This window comes from Bradyrhizobium sp. Ash2021 (assembly GCF_031202265.1).
Lineage (GTDB): Bacteria > Pseudomonadota > Alphaproteobacteria > Rhizobiales > Xanthobacteraceae > Bradyrhizobium.
Genome location: NZ_CP100604.1, coordinates 2,134,610 through 2,151,387 on the forward strand (window position 1 = coordinate 2,134,610; position 16,778 = coordinate 2,151,387).

The following is a 16,778-nucleotide window of genomic DNA, read 5'->3' on the forward strand; positions in this document are numbered from 1 at the left end:
GAACGCGCCAAACGATGCGCTGCTGCCGGCTGCAATCCCCTGGGTCCCCCCGAGGCCTGCCGGGATGAAGTGATGTGATTTGCGGAATCCGCGCAACCGCACCCCGAGTCCGTCCACAACGAAAGCGGCGCTCGTCCACAGTTGATCGCGTGCGTTGACTCTTGTCATGAGAACAAACCGGAATCGGATTGTGCTCAGGCCGGCTCAGCGCGTTGGTTCCCGCCTTAATCGTTAATTTTTCCGGCCAAAGGCCGTCTGGAGTATCGCCCAGTTTCGCTTTGGCGTCATGGGCACATGCGGATTACCCATAGTGAAGGTTCTTGCTGGCACAGCTCCGGTTCGACATAATCCGGGCAGGTCGCCCAGCCGGGCAGCCGATGTTCTCAGGGCGGGGTGAAAATCCCCACCGGCGGTAAGGGTGACGTTGCCCAAGCCCGCGAGCGCCTTCTTCTCTGGGGAACCAGAGAAAAAGGGTCAGCAGATTCGGTGCGAATCCGAAGCCGACGGTTAAAGTCCGGATGAAAGAGAACGGTTGCGGCAGCCGCGCTTTCGCGCGTGGCTGTTTCGTTCCGTGTGCCCTGATTCTGGTCCTGAAAGAGGAAAGCCATGAATCAGATGTTGCAAGAGCCTGAAGTCCAAAACCCCAAAAGCCAAACCCCCGAACCTCCCGCGCACCCGCCGGCGCATCCGCGTTTTGCCAAACCGCAGCGGGTCGCCTTCGTGCAATCGTCCTGGCATCGCGACGTGGTGGAGGAATGCCGCATCGCGTTCCTGGCCGAGAGCGCGGCGCGCCACATCACCAACATCGATGTGTTCGAGGTGCCGGGTTCGTTCGAGATCCCGCTGCATGCGCAGATACTCGCCAAGACCCGGCGCTACACCGCGATCGTCGCCGCCGGACTCGTGGTCGATGGCGGCATCTATCGCCACGAGTTCGTCGCCGACACCGTGATCAAGGCGCTGATGGATGTGCAGTTGCGCACCGAGGTGCCGGTGTTTTCGGCGGTGCTGACGCCGCAGCACTTCCACGAAAGCGCCGCGCATTTCGATTTCTTCCGTAAACATTTCGCGACCAAGGGCATCGAGGTCGCCGAAGCCTGCGCCAACACGCTGCTCAGCCTGGAGCGGCTGCGCGGCCAGGTCGCGGCGGGGATTGTGTAGGCAAAACCTCCACAATCGGTTGATTGTCATTCCCGCCGCCGGCCATGTAAGGTCGGCGACGGGAGGAGGCATGCCCGTGGAGACGGGCGGCCGATAAGATCATGTTCGAAGGACACGATCCCTATCTCGTCGCGCTCTCGGTGGTGATCGCGATTCTGGGTGGTTACACCGGCTTCGGCCTCACTGCGCGCATCCGCGGGACGCCGGACGCCAGTCATCGGCTGCTGCTGGCCGGCGCCGCGTTCTTCCTCGCCATCGGTATCTGGACCATGCATTTCGTCGGCATGCTGGCCGCACCCTTGCCGTCGGGCACGGTCTATCTGGTGCTGCCGACCATCGTATCGTTCCTGATCTGCGCGCTGGTGGTCGGCATTTCCCTGTTTTTTGTCTCGACCGGCGAGCCGTCGCTGTTGCGCGTGGCGTCCTCGGCGGTGCTGCTCGGGCTCGGGATCGCCAGCATGCATTATGTCGGCATGCACGGGCTGTCCGGCGATTTCGGAATGACGCATGACGCCGCCATGGTCGTCCTGTCGGTCGGAATCGCGATTGTCACGGCCTATGGCGGCTTGCGTGCGTTCCTGGCACGGCAGGGCGGCGTGCAACTGGCGTTGAGCGCGGTCGCCTTCGGGGTTGCGGTGTCCGGCATGCACTATACCGCGATGGCCGGCATGCATCTGGTCGCGCCGTCGGAGGGATCGCATCACCACATCGAGGGACTGGCGGCGTCGTCGCAAATGCTGTCGCTGGTGGTGGCGCTGCTCTGCTTCGTGATCGCGGCCGGTTTCCTGCTGTCGCTGGTGCCGGACCCGCGCAAAAAATCTGTGGCACAGGCCGATATGGTCGCCGCCGGTCCGGCCATGCTGGCGGCTGATGTTCCGTCGGCCGACGCCAGCAGCGCGCCCACCAGCCCGCGGCTGCGGGCAACAACGCCGCTCGGCGGCATCGGCCAGCCGCCCCGCGCGGCACCCGCGCCCCGGCTGCCGGTCGAAGGCGCCGACGGCACCCACTTCATCGCTACCGCCGATATCAGGAGCGTCCGCGCCGACGCCCATTACACCAAGGTCCATGACGGCACCCGCGAGCGGATGTGTCCGTGGTCGATCTCGGAGGCCGAGGCCCAGCTCGACCCCGGCCTGTTCGTCCGGGTGCACCGCAGCCACATCATCGCAATCCCCCACGTCACCCTTGTCCGCAAGGAGGGCGACGGCGCGATCGTCGAACTCGACGGCCCGTCGCCGCACCGCGTGCCGGTCAGCCGCGCCAAGATCGCCGAGGTGAAGGCGCGGTTGGGCCTCGCCCGGCGCCACGCTTGAGTTAGGGCAGCGCGCTCCACTCCATCCCCGTCACCCCGAGGAGGCCGCGAAGCGGCCGTCTCGAAGGGCGACAGCCCGGCTGCTCATCCATCCTTCGAGGCTCGCTGCGCTCGCACCTCAGGATGACGGAAGCCCATTAGGTCGCCAGGGCTGACGCATTTCGTGCGCGCTTATCCGTAATTCGTGCGAATTTCCTGACCTTGTGCCCCTGCGATTGCACGCGAAAACAACCGGGGACAGCCTGCCTCCCAAAGTCCGCGCCAATTTCAAAAGCGCAAAGGACGAATGGAGGAGACCCATGATTCCTGGCCCATTCAGCTATCACCGGCCGGCGACGGTCGCCGACGCGGTCAAACTGCTCTCGACCCTGGGCGACGAGGCAAGGCCGCTGGCCGGCGGCCACAGCCTGGTCCCGATGATGAAGCTCCGGCTCGCCACCCCCGAGCATCTGGTCGATCTGCACGGCATCGACGGCCTCAAGGGGATCCGCCGCGACGGCAACACTATCGTGATCGGGGCGATGACCACCCAGCACCAATTGCTGGCGTCGGACGAAATCGCCAAATCACTGCCGATCCTGCACGAAACCGCTGCTGTGATCGCCGATCCCCAGGTGCGCTATCGCGGCACCATCGGCGGCAATGTCGCCAACGGCGATCCCGGCAACGACATGCCGGCGCTGATGATGATTTTGGGCGCGAGCTACCGGCTCGAAGGCAAGTCGGGCGCGCGTGATGTCGCGGCAAGCGAGTTCTACCAGGGCGCCTATTTCACCGCGCTCGAGCCCGGCGAACTCCTGACCGCGATCTCGATTCCGGTGCCCGCGGCCGGTCACGGCTACGCCTACGAAAAGCTGAAGCGCAAGGTCGGCGATTACGCCACCGCGGCGGCCGCGGTGGTGCTGACGATGGCGGGCGGCAAGGTCGCCACCTGCAAAATCGGCCTCACCAATCTGTCGGAAACGCCGCTGCTCGCCGATGACGCCGCCAAGGCGGTGATCGGCACCAGCCTCGATGCGGCGACGCTGAAAAAGGCCGCTGCCGCAGCGGTCGCGATCATGGCGCCGGCCGCAGATGCCCGCGGTCCCGTCGAATACCGCAAACATGTCGGCGGCATCATGGTGACGCGGGCGCTGACCCGCGCTGCAGCCAAAGCTGGTTAGGGGAGGGACAAATGGCAAAAACCCACATCACCATGAAGGTGAACGGCGCCGAGGTCGAAGGCCTCGTCGAACCGCGCACGCTGCTGGTGCATTTCATCCGCGAAAATCTGGCGCTGACCGGCACCCATATCGGCTGCGAGACCACGCATTGCGGCGCCTGCACCGTCGATATCGACGGCATGTCGGTAAAATCCTGCACCATGTTCGCGGTGCAGGCCCAGGGATCCGACATCACCACCATCGAGGGTATGGCCAATGCCGACGGCTCGCTGCACGCGCTGCAGGAAGGCTTTCGCATGATGCATGGCCTGCAGTGCGGCTTCTGCACCCCCGGCATGATTGTTCGCGCGCAGCGGCTGCTGAAGGAAAACCCGTCGCCCACGGAAGAAGAAATCCGGATGGGCATATCGGGCAATATCTGCCGCTGCACCGGCTACCAGAACATCGTCAAGGCGATCCAGTACGCCGCCGCCAGGATCAATGGCGTTGAATTCAAGGAGGCTGCGGAATGAACGACATGACTCCCACGCGGGAACAACGTGAAGCCAAGCTCGAAGGCATGGGCTGCAAGCGCAAGCGGGTCGAGGACATCCGATTCACGCAAGGCAAGGGCAATTACGTCGACGATCTGAAACTGCCGGGCATGCTGCACGGCGATTTCGTCCGCTCGCCGCATGCCCATGCGCGGGTCAAGTCGATCAATGGCGACGAGGCGCTGAAGGTGCCGGGTGTGCTCGCCGTCATCACCGCGGAGACGCTGAAGACCGTCAACCTCGCCTGGATGCCGACGCTCGCGGGCGACGTGCAGATGGTTTTGGCCGACGGCAAGGTGCTGTTCCAGAACCAGGAAGTGGCGTTTGTGGTCGCGACCGACCGCTATGCCGCCGATGACGGCATCAACAAGGTCGTGGTCGAATACGAGCCGCTGCCGCCGCTGATCGATCCGTTCAAGGCGATGGACAAGGATGCGCCGGTGCTGCGCGAGGATCTCGCCGGCAAGACATCGGGCGCACACGGCCCGCGCAGGCACCACAACCATATCTTCGAATGGACCGTCGGCGACAAGGATCTGACCGACGCCGCCTTCAGGAAGGCGGATGTCACGATCAAGGAGATGATCTCCTATCACCGCACCCATCCGTCGCCGCTGGAGACCTGCCAGTGCGTCTGCTCGTTCGACAAGATCAAGGGCGAGCTGTCGATCTGGGGCACCTTCCAGGCCCCGCATGTGATCCGCACCGTGGTGGCTCTGATCGCCAAGATTCCCGAGCACAAGATCCATGTGATCTCGCCGGATATCGGCGGCGGCTTTGGCAACAAGGTCGGCGCTTACCCCGGCTATATCTGCGCCGCGGTAGCGTCCATCGTTACCGGCAAGCCCGTAAAATGGGTCGAGGACCGCATCGAGAACCTGACCGCGACCTCGTTCGCGCGCGACTACCACATGACGACCGAGATCGCCTCGACCAGGGAGGGCAAGGTCACGGGACTGCGCGTCCACGTGCTGGCCGATCACGGCGCGTTCGACGCCTGCGCCGACCCGTCGAAATGGCCGGCCGGCTTCTTCAATATCGTCACCGGGTCCTACGACTTCCCGACCGCGCATCTGTCGGTGGACGGCATCTACACCAACAAGGCGCCGGGCGGCGTCGCCTATCGCTGCTCGTTCCGGGTGACCGAGGCGGCGTACTGCATCGAGCGCGGGATGGACATCCTGGCGCAAAAGCTCGGCATGGACCCTGTCGAATTGCGCTTGAAGAACTTCATCAAGCCGGAGCAGTTCCCGTATCACTCGGCGCTGGGCTGGGAATACGACTCCGGCGATTACGCCACCGCGATGCGCAAGATGATGGAATCGGTCGACTATGCCGGCCTGCGCAAGGAGCAGGCGGAAAAGCGTGCGGCGTTCAAGCGCGGCGAGACCCGCGAGATCATGGGCCTCGGCGTGTCGTTCTTCACCGAGATCGTTGGCGCCGGTCCGTCGAAGAATTGCGACATTTTGGGAATCGCGATGTTCGATTCCTGCGAAATCCGCCTTCACCCCACGGGAGCAGGAATTGCGCGCGTGGGCACCAAGAGCCAGGGCCAGGGCCACGAGACCACCTGGGCGCAGATCATCGCCACCGAGATCGGCATTCCGGCCGACGACATCATGGTCGAGGAGGGCAATACCGACACCGCGCCTTACGGCCTCGGTACCTACGGTTCGCGCTCGACGCCGGTCGCGGGTGCGGCGATCGCGATGGCCGCGCGAAAGATCAAGGCCAAGGCGCAGATGATCGCGGCCTACAAGCTCGAGGTCCACGAGGACGACCTCGAATGGGATATCGACGGGTTCCGGGTCAAGGGCCTGCCGGAGAAGACGATGTCGATGAAGGACATCTGCTGGGCGGCCTATAATTCGGTGCCGCCGGGCATGGAACCCGGGCTGGAAGCGGTGAGCTATTACGATCCGCCCAACATGACGTATCCGTTCGGCGCCTATATCTGCGTCATGAACATCGACGTCGATACCGGGGTCTACAAGATCAGGCGCTTCTACGCGCTGGATGATTGCGGCACCCGCATCAACCCGATGATCATCGAGGGCCAGGTGCATGGCGGCCTCACCGAGGCGTTCGCGATCGCGATGGGCCAGGAAATCCGCTATGATGACGACGGCAATGTGGTGACCGGCTCGTTCATGGATTTCTTCATGCCGACCGCGGTCGAGACCCCGCATTGGGAGACCGATTTCACCGTCACGCCGTCGCCGCATCATCCGATCGGCGCCAAGGGTGTCGGCGAAAGCCCGAATGTCGGCGGCGTGCCGGCGTTTTCCAACGCCGTCAACGACGCGTTTTCGTTCCTGGGGAGCACCCATATCCAGATGCCGCACGATTTCTGGCGCAACTGGAAGGCGGCGAAGAACCTGGGAGTGTTCGCGTAACGTCGTTACCCCGGGCAGTCATTCCGGGGCGACGCGAAGCATCGAACCCGGAATCTCGAGATTCCGGGTCTGGTCCTTCGGACCATCCCGGAATGACCGGAAACTGGGTCGCTTCAGAATTTACGCTGCGCGCGAGACGACAAGGTATGCACCGCCAATGAAAACCCGTGATGAGATCGCGCAAGCGCTGGCCGCCTCCGGCTACATCGCCGACGGCGAGCTTTCGACCGCGATCTCGCTGATGCAACTGCTCAGGCGCCCACTGCTGCTGGAAGGCGAGGCGGGCGTCGGCAAGACCGAAGTGGCGAAGGCGCTGGCGTCCGCGCACGCGACCGAGCTGATCCGCCTGCAATGCTATGAGGGGCTCGATCAATCGGCCGCGCTGTACGAGTGGAACTACCAGCGACAATTGCTGTCGATCCAGGCCCATCGCGGCGACAACCCTGATGCAGTCGAGGACCAGATCTTTTCGGAAAAATACCTGCTGGAGCGGCCGCTGCTGGCGGCGATCCGGCGCGACACCCCGCCGGTGCTGTTGATCGACGAGATCGACCGCGCCGACGACGAGTTCGAGGCGTTCCTGCTCGAATTGCTGTCGGACTTCCAGGTCTCGATCCCCGAACTCGGAACGGTCAAGGCCATCACGATCCCGCATGTGGTGCTGACCTCGAACGGCACCCGCGAATTGTCCGACGCGCTCCGCCGCCGCTGCCTCTACCACTATGTTGACTATCCCGACGCCGACCGCGAGGCGCGCATCATCATGGCGCGGATATCCGGCGCCAGCGCATCATTGTCGCTGCAGATCGCGTGGATGGTCGAAAGCGTCCGCAAAGAAGAGCTGCGCAAGGTTCCGGGCGTCGCCGAGACGCTGGATTGGGCGGCGGCATTGGTCGGGCTCGATGTCCACGATTTGCACGACGCGCCCGAGACCGTGCACGAAACCCTGATGTGCCTCCTGAAAACCCATGAGGACAAGTCGCGCATGACCCGCGAAGTCAGCGAACGCCTGTTGGGGAAGGTCGCATGAGCTGCTGCGGCACCAACCCAGGTTATGAAGAGCTCGACGAGGTTTCCCGCCTCGTCTCGGGGAAGCTGGCCGCGTTTCTCAAAACCCTGCGCGACAGCGGCTTTGCGGTCGGCCTCGCCGAAGGGCAGGACGCGGCTGGCTTGATGGCCGCGGGCTATGCGAAAAAACCGGGCCTGCTGCGCTCGGCGTTCAAGCATCTGTTCTCGGCGCGGAAATCCGACTGGGAAAAATTCGATGGCATTTTTGATGCGTTCTGGCTCGGCAAGCGGGTCAAATCGCGATCGGTCACCATGGGATCGGCCAGGGCAGCCAACAATCCGTCGCTGAAGAATCTGGCGAACAATCGGTCCGAGCCGCGCGCCGGCGGCGACAGTGCCACGGATCAGGTTCCGTCTGCCGATGGCGCGGGCAACGACCGCTCCGGCGAAGGCCGCATGGAAGGCGCGTCACGCGCGCAAAATCTCGCCGAGGTCGATTTCCGCAAGATGGCGGATCCCGAACAGATCGAGGAGGCGCACGCGGTCGCGGCGCAACTGGCAAAGAGTATGCGCACGCGGCTGACGCGGCGCGATCTGGCGCGGCGGCGCGGCTACCGGCTCGATCTGCGAAGGACCATTCACGGCAATATCAGCCATGGCGGCGTGCCGATCGCTCTGGTGAAACGGCAGCGCAAGGAAAAGCCGCTGCGCCTCGTGATGCTGCTGGATGCCTCCGGCTCGATGAGCATGTATACCGGCGTGTTCCTGCGCTTCATCCACGGCGTGCTGGACGAGTTTCGCGAGGCCGAGGCGTTCCTGTTCCACACAAGGCTCGCGCATGTCTCCGACGCCATGAAGGAAAAGGACGCCGCGCGCGCGCTCGACCGGCTCTCGATCATGGCGCAGGGCGCCGGCGGCGGCACCAGAATCGGCGAGAGCCTGCAGACCTTCAACCGCTGGCACGCCGCCCGCGTGATCCATTCGCGTACCGTGGTGATGATCGTGTCCGACGGTTACGAGACCGGCGATGCCGCGCTGCTCGGCCGCGAGATGGCAGCCCTCGGCCGCCGCTGCCGCCGCATCGTCTGGCTCAACCCGATGATGGCGTGGCAGGGCTACACGCCCGAGGCCAGAGGCATCCAGGCCGCGCTGCCGCATGTCGATCTCTACGCGCCGGCCAATACGCTGCAAAGCCTGACCGCGCTCGAACCCTATCTGGCGAGGTTTTAGAGCGAGATGTTCCTGTTTGAGTCAGTTTGTCCGCGGATTCAGTTCACCTCGCCCCGCTTGCGGGGAGAGGTCGCGCCAAAGGCGCGGGTGAGGGGGACTCTCCGCGAGCACGGTCTGTGGAGACTCCCCCTCACCCCAACCCTCTCCCCGCAAGCGGGGAGAGGGAGGAACTTTGGGAGGCTCCGATGACCGCGCATGTCGAAGTGATGGATCTGGTCGCGCAGATGAAAGCCGCCGAACAGGCGTTCGTGCTGGCAACCGTGGTGCGCACCGTGTCGGTGACGGCGGCGAAAGCCGGTGCGAAAGCGATCATCCGGCCCGACGGCACCATCGTCGCCGGCTGGATCGGCGGCGGCTGCGCGCGCGGCGCGGTGTTGAAGGCGGCGCGCGAGGCGCTGGCCGACGGCGAGCCGCGCATGGTGTCGGTGCAGCCGGAAGATCTGCTCGCCGAGCTCGGCGTCAAGCCCGGCGAGGCCCGCGGCGGCATCCGCTTCGCCAGCAACCTATGCCCGAGTAAAGGCACCATGGATATTTTCGTCGAGCCGGTGTTGCCGCATCCGTCGCTGCTGATTTTTGGCGCCAGCCCGGTGGCGATGTCGCTGGCGGCGCAGACGCGGCAGCTCGGCTATCACGTCACATTGGCGGCGCCCGCGGCCGATCTGGTCGCGGTGCCGGACGCTGACGCACTCGTCGACGGCTTTGCGCTCGGAAAACTGCACCAGGCGCGGCGCTTCATCGTGGTTTCGACCCAAGGGCGGGGTGACGAAGCCGCCTTGCGCGCGGCTGTTACAACCGACGCCGAATACCGCGCCTTCGTCGGCAGCCGCCGCAAGATGGCGGCGCTGCGCGAAAAGCTGATCGCGGAAGGCGTCGACGCGTCAGCGATCGATCGCGTCAAGGCGCCGGCCGGGCTCGACCTCGGCGCCATCACGCCGGAGGAGATCGCGATGTCGATCTTGGCTGAAATCACCGTCGAGCGCCGCCGCGGCCAGCGCGCCCCCAACCCTGTTGCAAATAGCTAGGAGCCGAACATGCAGATGAACGACAGCCAGCGGATCCCGGCCTCGAAGGAAAAGGTCTGGGCGGCGCTCAACGATCCCGAAATCCTGAAGCAATGCATCCCCGGCTGTCAGTCGCTCGACATGACCTCGCCGACCGAAATGACCGCGACCGTCGTCTTCAAGGTCGGCCCGGTGAAGGCGACTTTTGGCGGCAAGGTGACGCTGTCCGATCTCGACCCGCCGAACTCCTATCGCATCTCGGGCGAGGGCTCCGGCGGCGTCGCCGGGTTTGCCAAGGGTGGCGCCGCGGTGCGGCTTGAATCCGAAAGCCCTGACGTCACGATCCTGCACTACGAGGTCGTTGCCCAGATCGGCGGCAAGCTGGCGCAACTCGGCGCGCGCCTGATCGATTCCACCGCAAAGAAGCTGGCGGGCGAGTTTTTCAAGTCGTTCGGCGAAGTTGTCGGAGGGGTTGTAGAGGCTCCCGCGGAAGCGGCGCCCAAGGGCTGGTTGGGCAAGCTGACCGGCGCGGCCTGAAGTGGGTGAGATTAGGTCGACGCGAATGGTCTTCTCCCTCGCCCCGCTTGCGGGGAGAGGGCTGGGGTGAGGGGGACTCTCCACGAGTTCAGTGCGCGGAGAGTCCCCCTCACCCGAATTGCTTCGCAATTCGACCTCTCCCCGCAAGCGGGGCGGACCTGAACGCGGGCGCCAATTCAACTCAAGTGCTCTAATACCCCAGCGCCAGTCCGGTGCCGCCACGCGGATCGTTCGCACCGTAGAACCTGTTTCGAGCGATTGCCGTTCCGCCAAGACTCGGCGCACCGACGATGATCGCGGATACGTGGTTGGCCGGCGGCGAATCCTCAAACCGATACCCCATGCTCTCCAGCACTCTGCGTGTGTCGGGTGAAAGGGCGTATCGCTCCGTATTGGTTACATCGGGCAGCCACTGCTGATGGATGCGGGGGGCATCGACGGCTTCCTGAACGTTCATCTGAAAATCGACGACGTTCAGGATGGTTTGCAGGACGGTCGTGATGATGCGCGCTCCGCCCGGCGTGCCGAGAATGAGGACGGGCTTGTCGTCCCTGGTGACAATCGTTGGGCTCATCGAACTTCGGGGGGCCTTGCCCGGCGCGATGGCATTCGCGTCTCCCGGGACAAACCCGTCGACGTTGGCGACACCAGGATTTGGCGTGAAATCGTCCATTTCGTCATTCATCAACACGCCGGTGCCTGATGCAACGACCCGCGCTCCGAACCAGTCATTGAGCGTATATGTCATCGAAACGGCGTTGCCGGCATCGTCGATGATCGAGAAGTGCGTCGTGTTGCTGCCTTCGTGCGGCGCAACACCCTGCCTGATATCGCCGGAGATTCCGGCCTTGTCGGGCTTTATCGCATCCCGGATCTTTGCCGCATACCGCTTGTCGATCAGCTCCCGGATCGGAATGCTGACAAAATCCGGATCCCCCAGCAAACTGCTTCTATCGGCAAAGGCGTGGCGCATCGCCTCTATTTCGTAATGCAGCGCCTGCGCCGATCCCCAACCCAACTCACGGAGTTGATATCCCTCCAGAATGTTCAGCATCTCGCAGATGGCAACACCGCCCGAGCTCGGCGGGGGTGCCGAGATCACGTGATAGGACCGGTAATCGCACTCGACGGGCGCGAGCTCACGGGTCTCGTAGCGATCCAGATCTTCCTGATCGATGATTCCGCCGCCTGCCCGGGCAGCCTTGACGATGGCCGCCCCCGTCTTGCCCCTATAGAAGCCGTCAACGCCCTGCTCTCTGATCGAACGCAAGGTGCCTGCAAGGTCACGCTGCACCAGCCGTTGGCCGGCCACAAAAGGCAGTCCCTTGTCGAGAAAAATCTCGCCGGTAGCTGGCAGTCTACTGAAATCCTCGGTCGCCGTAGCGAGCATGTCGACGTCGCCTTGCTGCAGCGTGAATCCTTCCTCGGCCAGTTTGATCGCCGGCTCGATCAACGCTGCAAGCGTCATCGTCCCGTACTTTTTCCGCGCATACTCCAGACCAGACACAGTGCCGGGGACGCCAACTGCCAGCCAGCCGATCGTACTCAGGCCTTTGATGATTTTTCCGTCCTTGTCCAGATACATGTCCCGGCTCGCCGCACGAGGGGCCTTCTCTCGAAAATCGAGGAAGGTCTTTCGTCCATCGCCAAACCGGATCGTCATGAAGCCGCCGCCGCCCAGATTGCCGGCGGCCGGATAGACCACTGCCAGGGCGTATCCCACCGCGACAGCAGCATCTATCGCACTGCCGCCGCGCTTGAGAATGTCGACGCCGACCTTCGTCGCCAGGTGCTGTGCACTGACCACCATGCCCTTTTCAGCCGCCACCGGTGTCGGCGAGGCAGCGTTGGCCACGGAACCCACAACCAGCGACCAAACGCAGGCAACCCGTATGCAGGCCCCCGTCAACGTTTTGAAGATGATGTCAATCCGACTTGCAATCCGACTTGCAATCCGATCTGGCCGAATTTTCAATTCGCCGCTTGGAACCAGCAAAGGCATGCAATTCTTCTCTGTCCTTTTCAGTCCATTTCAGCGTCGCCTGGCGGCCGCGAACCGATGCCGAAGTCTAGTCAATTCCGCTGACTTGTCCCTGCTAATTCGCTATCCTGCGCCCAAGCCCGCCGGGCAATGCAGGTTTCGAGTCCTTTACGGGGTTACAGTCAAATGCTTCTTGCGCGCCGCTTTGCTGCCGCTGCGACGGCATTCTCGCTGATCGCAGGCGGATTTTTCGTCCTGCTCTTCTCGATGGCGGAATCATCCCGGGCCGCAGCGGCATCCGAGGCCTGCGCCAGCCCGGCCGAGATTACCGTCTTGCCGTCGCCGCGGGCGCCCTGGACCGGTGCGCCGCTGCGCGTCATGGTCGTCGCCGAAAAGCCGGTCCAGGGCGTGCTGTCGCTGATCGCGCCCGATGGAAGCGTCGCGGTCAAACCGTCCGACCGGCGCGGCGGGCCGCCTTATTCCTGGTTCGCCGAGGTCGCAGCACCTGCCGCCGGTACCTGGCACGCGAAGCTGGAACGCAACCCTGCATCGGCGGATTGCAGCCCGGTCACCCGCGACATCGTCGTCAGCGCGCGCAAGCCGGAAGGCGTGCGCATCCCGGCGGGAAGCATCTGGCAGGTGAACAATGGCTGGAACAGCACCAACGAAGCGCTGTTCTCGGCATGGATCGAAAAACTGTTCGACGCGCCGGTCGACCAGGATCTGTCCTGGAAAGCCTGGCACGAAGTGCTGCGCGACCAGTCCCGCAATTTCCTGTTCAATTATCTCGGCCGCGGCGAGGACAATGCAAAGTCCGGTCTTCGTCCCGACTGCGCCGACTTCGTCTATTTCCTGCGCGCCTATTTTGCCTTCAAGATGGGGCTGCCGTTCGGCTATACCAATTGCTCGCGCGGCGTCGGCGGCAGGCCGCCGCAGTGCTACCAGTGGTTCGACGTCGAGCATCCCGAGGTCACGCGGCCGCCGCCGCCGCCGGAGAAGGACGCCGCGCCGGTCGCGGCTGATGCTGCTCCGCCGCCTCCGCCAACGCCCGGCCTGCTGGGTTTATTTGGCCGGTCGCCGCCGCCGGCCGAACCGTCCGCAACGCCGCCTGCGAAGCCGGTGCCGCCCGCGCCGAAGCGCCCGACCAATTTCGGCGAATATCTGCGCGACGTCGGCGACGTCGTCCATACCGGCTCCGTGCGCGCGGGCGACGACAACGCCGATTTCTACACCGTGGCGCTGAACCAGCAGGCGCTGCGTCCGGGGACTGTGTACGGCGACCCCTACGGCCATGTGCTGATGCTGGTGCGTCGCGTGCCGGAAGCGAACGGCACGCCGGGCGTCTTCCTGGCGGTTGACGCCGAGCCGGACGGCTCGATCACGCGGAAGCGTTTCTGGCGCGGCAATTTCCTGTTCGCGCACGAACCCGCGCTCGGCAGCCCCGGGTTCAAGCACTTCCGCCCGATCACGCGCGAGAAGAACGGTCCGTTGCGGCGGCAGAGCAACGCCGAAATCGCCAGGAATCCGCAATACGGCGATTTCTCGCCCGAGCAGTCGCAAATCGCCGTCGAGGAATTTTACGATCGCATGGACGACGTGATGTCGCCGGAGCCGCTCGATCCGCAAAGCGCGATGACCGACGCCATCGCAAGCCTCTCCGAGCAGATCAGGACGCGGGTCACGGCGGTGGAAAACGGCCGGAAATATCAGGCCAAGGCCACCGGCGACGCCACCATGCCGGACGGCGCGGCGATCTTTGCGACCTCCGGCGCCTGGGAGGATTACTCGACCCCGGCGCGCGATTTCCGGGTGCTGATCGCGATCGACGTGGTGCGCGGATTCCCCGATCGCTTTGCGCGGCGGGCGGACCGCTACGCGATACCGCCCGGCAAAAGCGTGGCCGACATGAAGAACGAATTGCAGGGCGTGCTGGCATCCGAACTGGCGTCGCGAAAAATCACCTATACCCGCAGCGACGGCTCGCAATGGACGCTATCGGTCAAGGACGTGCTCGATCGCGCGGTGGATCTGGAGATGGCCTACAATCCCAACGACTGCGTGGAGCTGCGGTGGGGGGCGCCCGAGAACAGCGAGGAAGCCTCGACCTGCAAGCGTCACGCGCCGGCCGCGCAGCGCGCAAAAATGTCGGAATACCGCCCCTGGTTCCGCGACCGGCACTGGCCGGCGCACAGCTGATGCTGTGAGCTTGCCGATAGACTCCACCCTGTCGCGCCGGAAACGTGAGGTCCGTTAGGAGCCATGTGCAAAACGAGCTTCCGCTTTAGGAAGCCATCGATGTAAATCTCAGTAAGGCAGTAAGCCTGGAGGTTACGGGTTGCGTCGATGTCAATGCCGGTCCCTGGGGAGAACCTTGGATGGTCAGGCTGCGAACCTTGCTGTCAATTGTGGGCACCCAGGGTGCGAGGGGAATGACCATCGCGTTGTGTGTCGGTGCGTTCGTTCCCGTGATTTGTCCGGGGTTGGGTGTGGCGCTCAGGCCAGGCCTGCCGTTAATGATCGCGGTATTCCTCGTCAATGCGTTCGCTCAGCTTGACCTGAGCCATGCGAGGCAAAACCTCACACGGCCTCTCAGACTGCTGTCCGCGACGTGCTGGGCGATGCTCGTCATTCCCGCCCTGTTCTGGGCAATCCTGAACACTGTCGGTCGAGACGGGTTCGACCCCGGTTTTGTTTTGGCGCTCAGCTTGCAGGCCGGAGCCGCGCCCATCATGGCCACACCGGCGGTGGCGGTGGTGCTTGGCATGGACGTGACCTTCCCGGTTCTGCTTTTGCTGGCCACAATGTCGATCCAGCCGTTCACCGCGCCTTTCCTGGTAAGCTGGGTGGCCGGGACGGCCATCCCGATCGATAGCTTCGTTCTCGGCCGCAACCTGTTGGTCATGATTGGCGGCTCGGCGCTGGCTGCGACGGGTTTGAGGCTGTGGCTCGGTCACGCGCGCCTCCAAGGTTTCCGTCACGAACTCGCAGGCATTAACCTGCTGGTCTTTGCGCTGTTCGGTCTCGCCATGTTCGACGGAGTCGTCTTGAAGATATTCAGCGAGCCCCTCCTGCTGCTCGGCCTGTCCGCCGTCGCCTTCATCGTCGCGCTCGCCAGTCTCGGAATTGGCATGGTCGTGCTTCGCGCCATGGGTGCGGACGATGCCTTCATAACGGGCTTTGCAACCGGCCATCGCAATGTCGGACTCATGGCTGCCGCCCAATATGGATCATCCCTGCCGGAGCTGACGTGGCTCTACTTCGCGCTGGTCCAACTTCCGATCTATCTGACGCCTCAGATTATCGGTGCCTTCGCTGCCGCAAAACGTTCACTTGAAGATCGTGCGTGATCCGGAGTGCATTTTCCGGGGAAAAGAGGAGGTTGGTCCATGGTCAATTCCAAACTCACCCACTCGGTTAGCCACGATCCGAAGGACCTGGTGGGCACGTGGACGCTTGTTTCGGTCGTAACCGAGCGGGACGGTAAAAAATTCGACGCTTATGGCCCAAATGCAAAGGGCCACCTGGTGTTCGATGCGATCGGGCGATATTCAATCATCTTCATTTCCGGTGACCTCCCGAAGTTCGCGTCGGGAAACCGTTCCAGCGGTACGGCAGATGAGAGCAAGGCCGTCGTTGCTGGAAGCTTCGCTCATTTCGGCACTTACGTCGTCGATGCGGCGGACAAGAGTTTCACGTTTCAGGTCGAGCGTGCGACGTTTCCTAACTGGGACGGCAAGAACACCAAGCGTTCGTTTGGTGTCAGGGGCGATGAGTTGCACTTCACAGACCCGCACTCGTCGGGCGGTGGAGTGGCGACGACAATCTTCGAGCGCGCGAAGCGCGCACGCTAAGACTTTCGTTTGCTATACCGCCGTGCCCTCATAGTGCGTAGGGCGGTTTGGAGCCGAAAGCTAATCCGCCGTTTCGCCGACGACAGAGTGGCGGGTTACGCCTACGGCCAACCCGCCCTACGGGCTGAATTCCGACGTCTCCCCGTCATTGCGAGGAGCGCAGCGACGAAGCAATCCATCTCTCCGCGTATGCCGCGCGATGGATTGCTTCGCTTCGCTCGCAATGACGTGGTGACGCCGCAGCGCTGGTTGAGTATTTCGCATTTTGACCGGCAGCAGACGTTCGGCAGGAGTGGTCCCTTTTGCTACGGAGCCGTGCCAAGTGCTCTTATTGATGCGATGACCGTCCTGGCGCGCTCCGGATCAAATCGGCCGAAGCCCATGTGAACAGATTCGGCCCATTCCAAATATTTGATCAGAGCGGCGTCCGTCGCATTATCGCGAACCATGGCGGCGATGGTGCCAACGTAGCCATCGTATTCATCGGCGGGACACCCACCAATCGGATCCCATTGCCCGTTCAGGATATCCCTGATCCGACCGCGCCAGATGCGAGAAGCTTCTTTATCTGTCGGCATAGACCTGCCTCGTAGACCACCCCAGTT

The 16,778-nt window shown here is 63.6% G+C and carries 14 protein-coding genes and 1 riboswitch; of the genes, 12 read left to right on the forward strand and 2 right to left on the reverse strand.

The window, feature by feature from the left end:
• Positions 1-375 precede the first annotated feature (375 nt).
• A riboswitch (FMN riboswitch) is annotated at positions 376-534 on the forward strand.
• A 72-nt stretch (positions 535-606) separates the two neighbouring features.
• The 9 genes from NL528_RS10290 (at position 607) to NL528_RS10330 (ending at position 10,341) form a co-directional block, all read left to right on the forward strand.
• Positions 607-1,161: a 6,7-dimethyl-8-ribityllumazine synthase gene (locus NL528_RS10290; protein WP_309182578.1), complete on the forward strand. Its 555-nt coding sequence runs from the start codon at positions 607-609 to the stop codon at positions 1,159-1,161.
• Positions 1,162-1,262: 101 nt separating this feature from the next.
• On the forward strand, positions 1,263-2,474 hold the full coding sequence (locus NL528_RS10295; protein ID WP_309182579.1) for an MHYT domain-containing protein: 1,212 nt from the start codon (positions 1,263-1,265) through the stop codon (positions 2,472-2,474).
• A gap of 298 nt (positions 2,475-2,772) precedes the next feature.
• On the forward strand, positions 2,773-3,636 hold the full coding sequence (locus tag NL528_RS10300; RefSeq protein WP_309182580.1) for a xanthine dehydrogenase family protein subunit M: 864 nt from the start codon (positions 2,773-2,775) through the stop codon (positions 3,634-3,636).
• A gap of 11 nt (positions 3,637-3,647) precedes the next feature.
• The gene (locus NL528_RS10305) at positions 3,648-4,148 is read left to right on the forward strand and encodes a 2Fe-2S iron-sulfur cluster-binding protein (protein ID WP_309182581.1); all 501 of its coding nucleotides are present in this window, start codon (positions 3,648-3,650) and stop codon (positions 4,146-4,148) included.
• Positions 4,145-6,565 (forward strand): aerobic carbon-monoxide dehydrogenase large subunit, encoded by a 2,421-nt coding sequence (locus tag NL528_RS10310; RefSeq protein ID WP_309182582.1) that lies wholly within the window; start codon positions 4,145-4,147, stop codon positions 6,563-6,565. Before NL528_RS10305 ends, NL528_RS10310 begins: the two co-directional genes overlap by 4 nt.
• Before the next feature lie 157 nt (positions 6,566-6,722).
• Positions 6,723-7,595 (forward strand): MoxR family ATPase, encoded by an 873-nt coding sequence (locus NL528_RS10315; RefSeq protein ID WP_309182583.1) that lies wholly within the window; start codon positions 6,723-6,725, stop codon positions 7,593-7,595.
• On the forward strand, positions 7,592-8,803 hold the full coding sequence (locus NL528_RS10320) for a VWA domain-containing protein (protein ID WP_309182584.1): 1,212 nt from the start codon (positions 7,592-7,594) through the stop codon (positions 8,801-8,803). The genes NL528_RS10315 and NL528_RS10320 overlap by 4 nt, the downstream gene beginning before the upstream one ends.
• 185 nt (positions 8,804-8,988) lie before the next feature.
• Complete coding sequence (locus NL528_RS10325; protein WP_309182585.1) at positions 8,989-9,825, forward strand: XdhC/CoxI family protein; 837 nt, start codon at positions 8,989-8,991, stop codon at positions 9,823-9,825.
• 9 nt (positions 9,826-9,834) lie between these two features.
• Positions 9,835-10,341 (forward strand): carbon monoxide dehydrogenase subunit G, encoded by a 507-nt coding sequence (locus NL528_RS10330; protein ID WP_309182586.1) that lies wholly within the window; start codon positions 9,835-9,837, stop codon positions 10,339-10,341.
• Between the two features lie 190 nt (positions 10,342-10,531).
• On the opposite strand, the gene ggt is transcribed toward NL528_RS10330, so the two are convergent.
• Positions 10,532-12,343, reverse strand: a complete 1,812-nt coding sequence (gene ggt / locus NL528_RS10335; RefSeq protein WP_309182587.1) for a gamma-glutamyltransferase — start codon at positions 12,341-12,343, stop codon at positions 10,532-10,534.
• A 165-nt stretch (positions 12,344-12,508) separates the two neighbouring features.
• Between ggt and NL528_RS10340 the strand changes: the two genes are divergently transcribed.
• The 3 genes from NL528_RS10340 to NL528_RS10350 all read left to right on the forward strand — a co-directional run bounded on the left by NL528_RS10340 (position 12,509) and on the right by NL528_RS10350 (position 16,173).
• Positions 12,509-14,518 carry a hypothetical protein gene (locus NL528_RS10340; protein ID WP_309182588.1) on the forward strand — a complete coding sequence of 670 codons (2,010 nt, stop codon included), beginning with the start codon at positions 12,509-12,511 and terminating at the stop codon, positions 14,516-14,518.
• A 233-nt stretch (positions 14,519-14,751) separates the two neighbouring features.
• Positions 14,752-15,669: a hypothetical protein gene (locus NL528_RS10345; protein ID WP_309182589.1), complete on the forward strand. Its 918-nt coding sequence runs from the start codon at positions 14,752-14,754 to the stop codon at positions 15,667-15,669.
• Positions 15,670-15,708: 39 nt separating this feature from the next.
• Positions 15,709-16,173, forward strand: a complete 465-nt coding sequence (locus NL528_RS10350) for a lipocalin-like domain-containing protein (RefSeq protein ID WP_309182590.1) — start codon at positions 15,709-15,711, stop codon at positions 16,171-16,173.
• A gap of 305 nt (positions 16,174-16,478) precedes the next feature.
• On the opposite strand, the gene NL528_RS10355 is transcribed toward NL528_RS10350, so the two are convergent.
• Positions 16,479-16,751 carry a hypothetical protein gene (locus tag NL528_RS10355; RefSeq protein WP_309182591.1) on the reverse strand — a complete coding sequence of 91 codons (273 nt, stop codon included), beginning with the start codon at positions 16,749-16,751 and terminating at the stop codon, positions 16,479-16,481.
• Positions 16,752-16,778: the final 27 nt, after the last annotated feature.

Coding starts and splice junctions, on each gene's coding strand:
- NL528_RS10290 (WP_309182578.1), top strand. CDS start 607: ATGAATCAGATGTTGCAAGAGCCTGAAGTCCAAAACCCCAAAAGCCAA.
- NL528_RS10295 (WP_309182579.1), top strand. CDS start 1,263: ATGTTCGAAGGACACGATCCCTATCTCGTCGCGCTCTCGGTGGTGATC.
- NL528_RS10300 (WP_309182580.1), top strand. CDS start 2,773: ATGATTCCTGGCCCATTCAGCTATCACCGGCCGGCGACGGTCGCCGAC.
- NL528_RS10305 (WP_309182581.1), top strand. CDS start 3,648: ATGGCAAAAACCCACATCACCATGAAGGTGAACGGCGCCGAGGTCGAA.
- NL528_RS10310 (WP_309182582.1), top strand. CDS start 4,145: ATGAACGACATGACTCCCACGCGGGAACAACGTGAAGCCAAGCTCGAA.
- NL528_RS10315 (WP_309182583.1), top strand. CDS start 6,723: ATGAAAACCCGTGATGAGATCGCGCAAGCGCTGGCCGCCTCCGGCTAC.
- NL528_RS10320 (WP_309182584.1), top strand. CDS start 7,592: ATGAGCTGCTGCGGCACCAACCCAGGTTATGAAGAGCTCGACGAGGTT.
- NL528_RS10325 (WP_309182585.1), top strand. CDS start 8,989: ATGACCGCGCATGTCGAAGTGATGGATCTGGTCGCGCAGATGAAAGCC.
- NL528_RS10330 (WP_309182586.1), top strand. CDS start 9,835: ATGCAGATGAACGACAGCCAGCGGATCCCGGCCTCGAAGGAAAAGGTC.
- ggt (WP_309182587.1), bottom strand. CDS start 12,343: ATGCCTTTGCTGGTTCCAAGCGGCGAATTGAAAATTCGGCCAGATCGG.
- NL528_RS10340 (WP_309182588.1), top strand. CDS start 12,509: ATGCTTCTTGCGCGCCGCTTTGCTGCCGCTGCGACGGCATTCTCGCTG.
- NL528_RS10345 (WP_309182589.1), top strand. CDS start 14,752: ATGACCATCGCGTTGTGTGTCGGTGCGTTCGTTCCCGTGATTTGTCCG.
- NL528_RS10350 (WP_309182590.1), top strand. CDS start 15,709: ATGGTCAATTCCAAACTCACCCACTCGGTTAGCCACGATCCGAAGGAC.
- NL528_RS10355 (WP_309182591.1), bottom strand. CDS start 16,751: ATGCCGACAGATAAAGAAGCTTCTCGCATCTGGCGCGGTCGGATCAGG.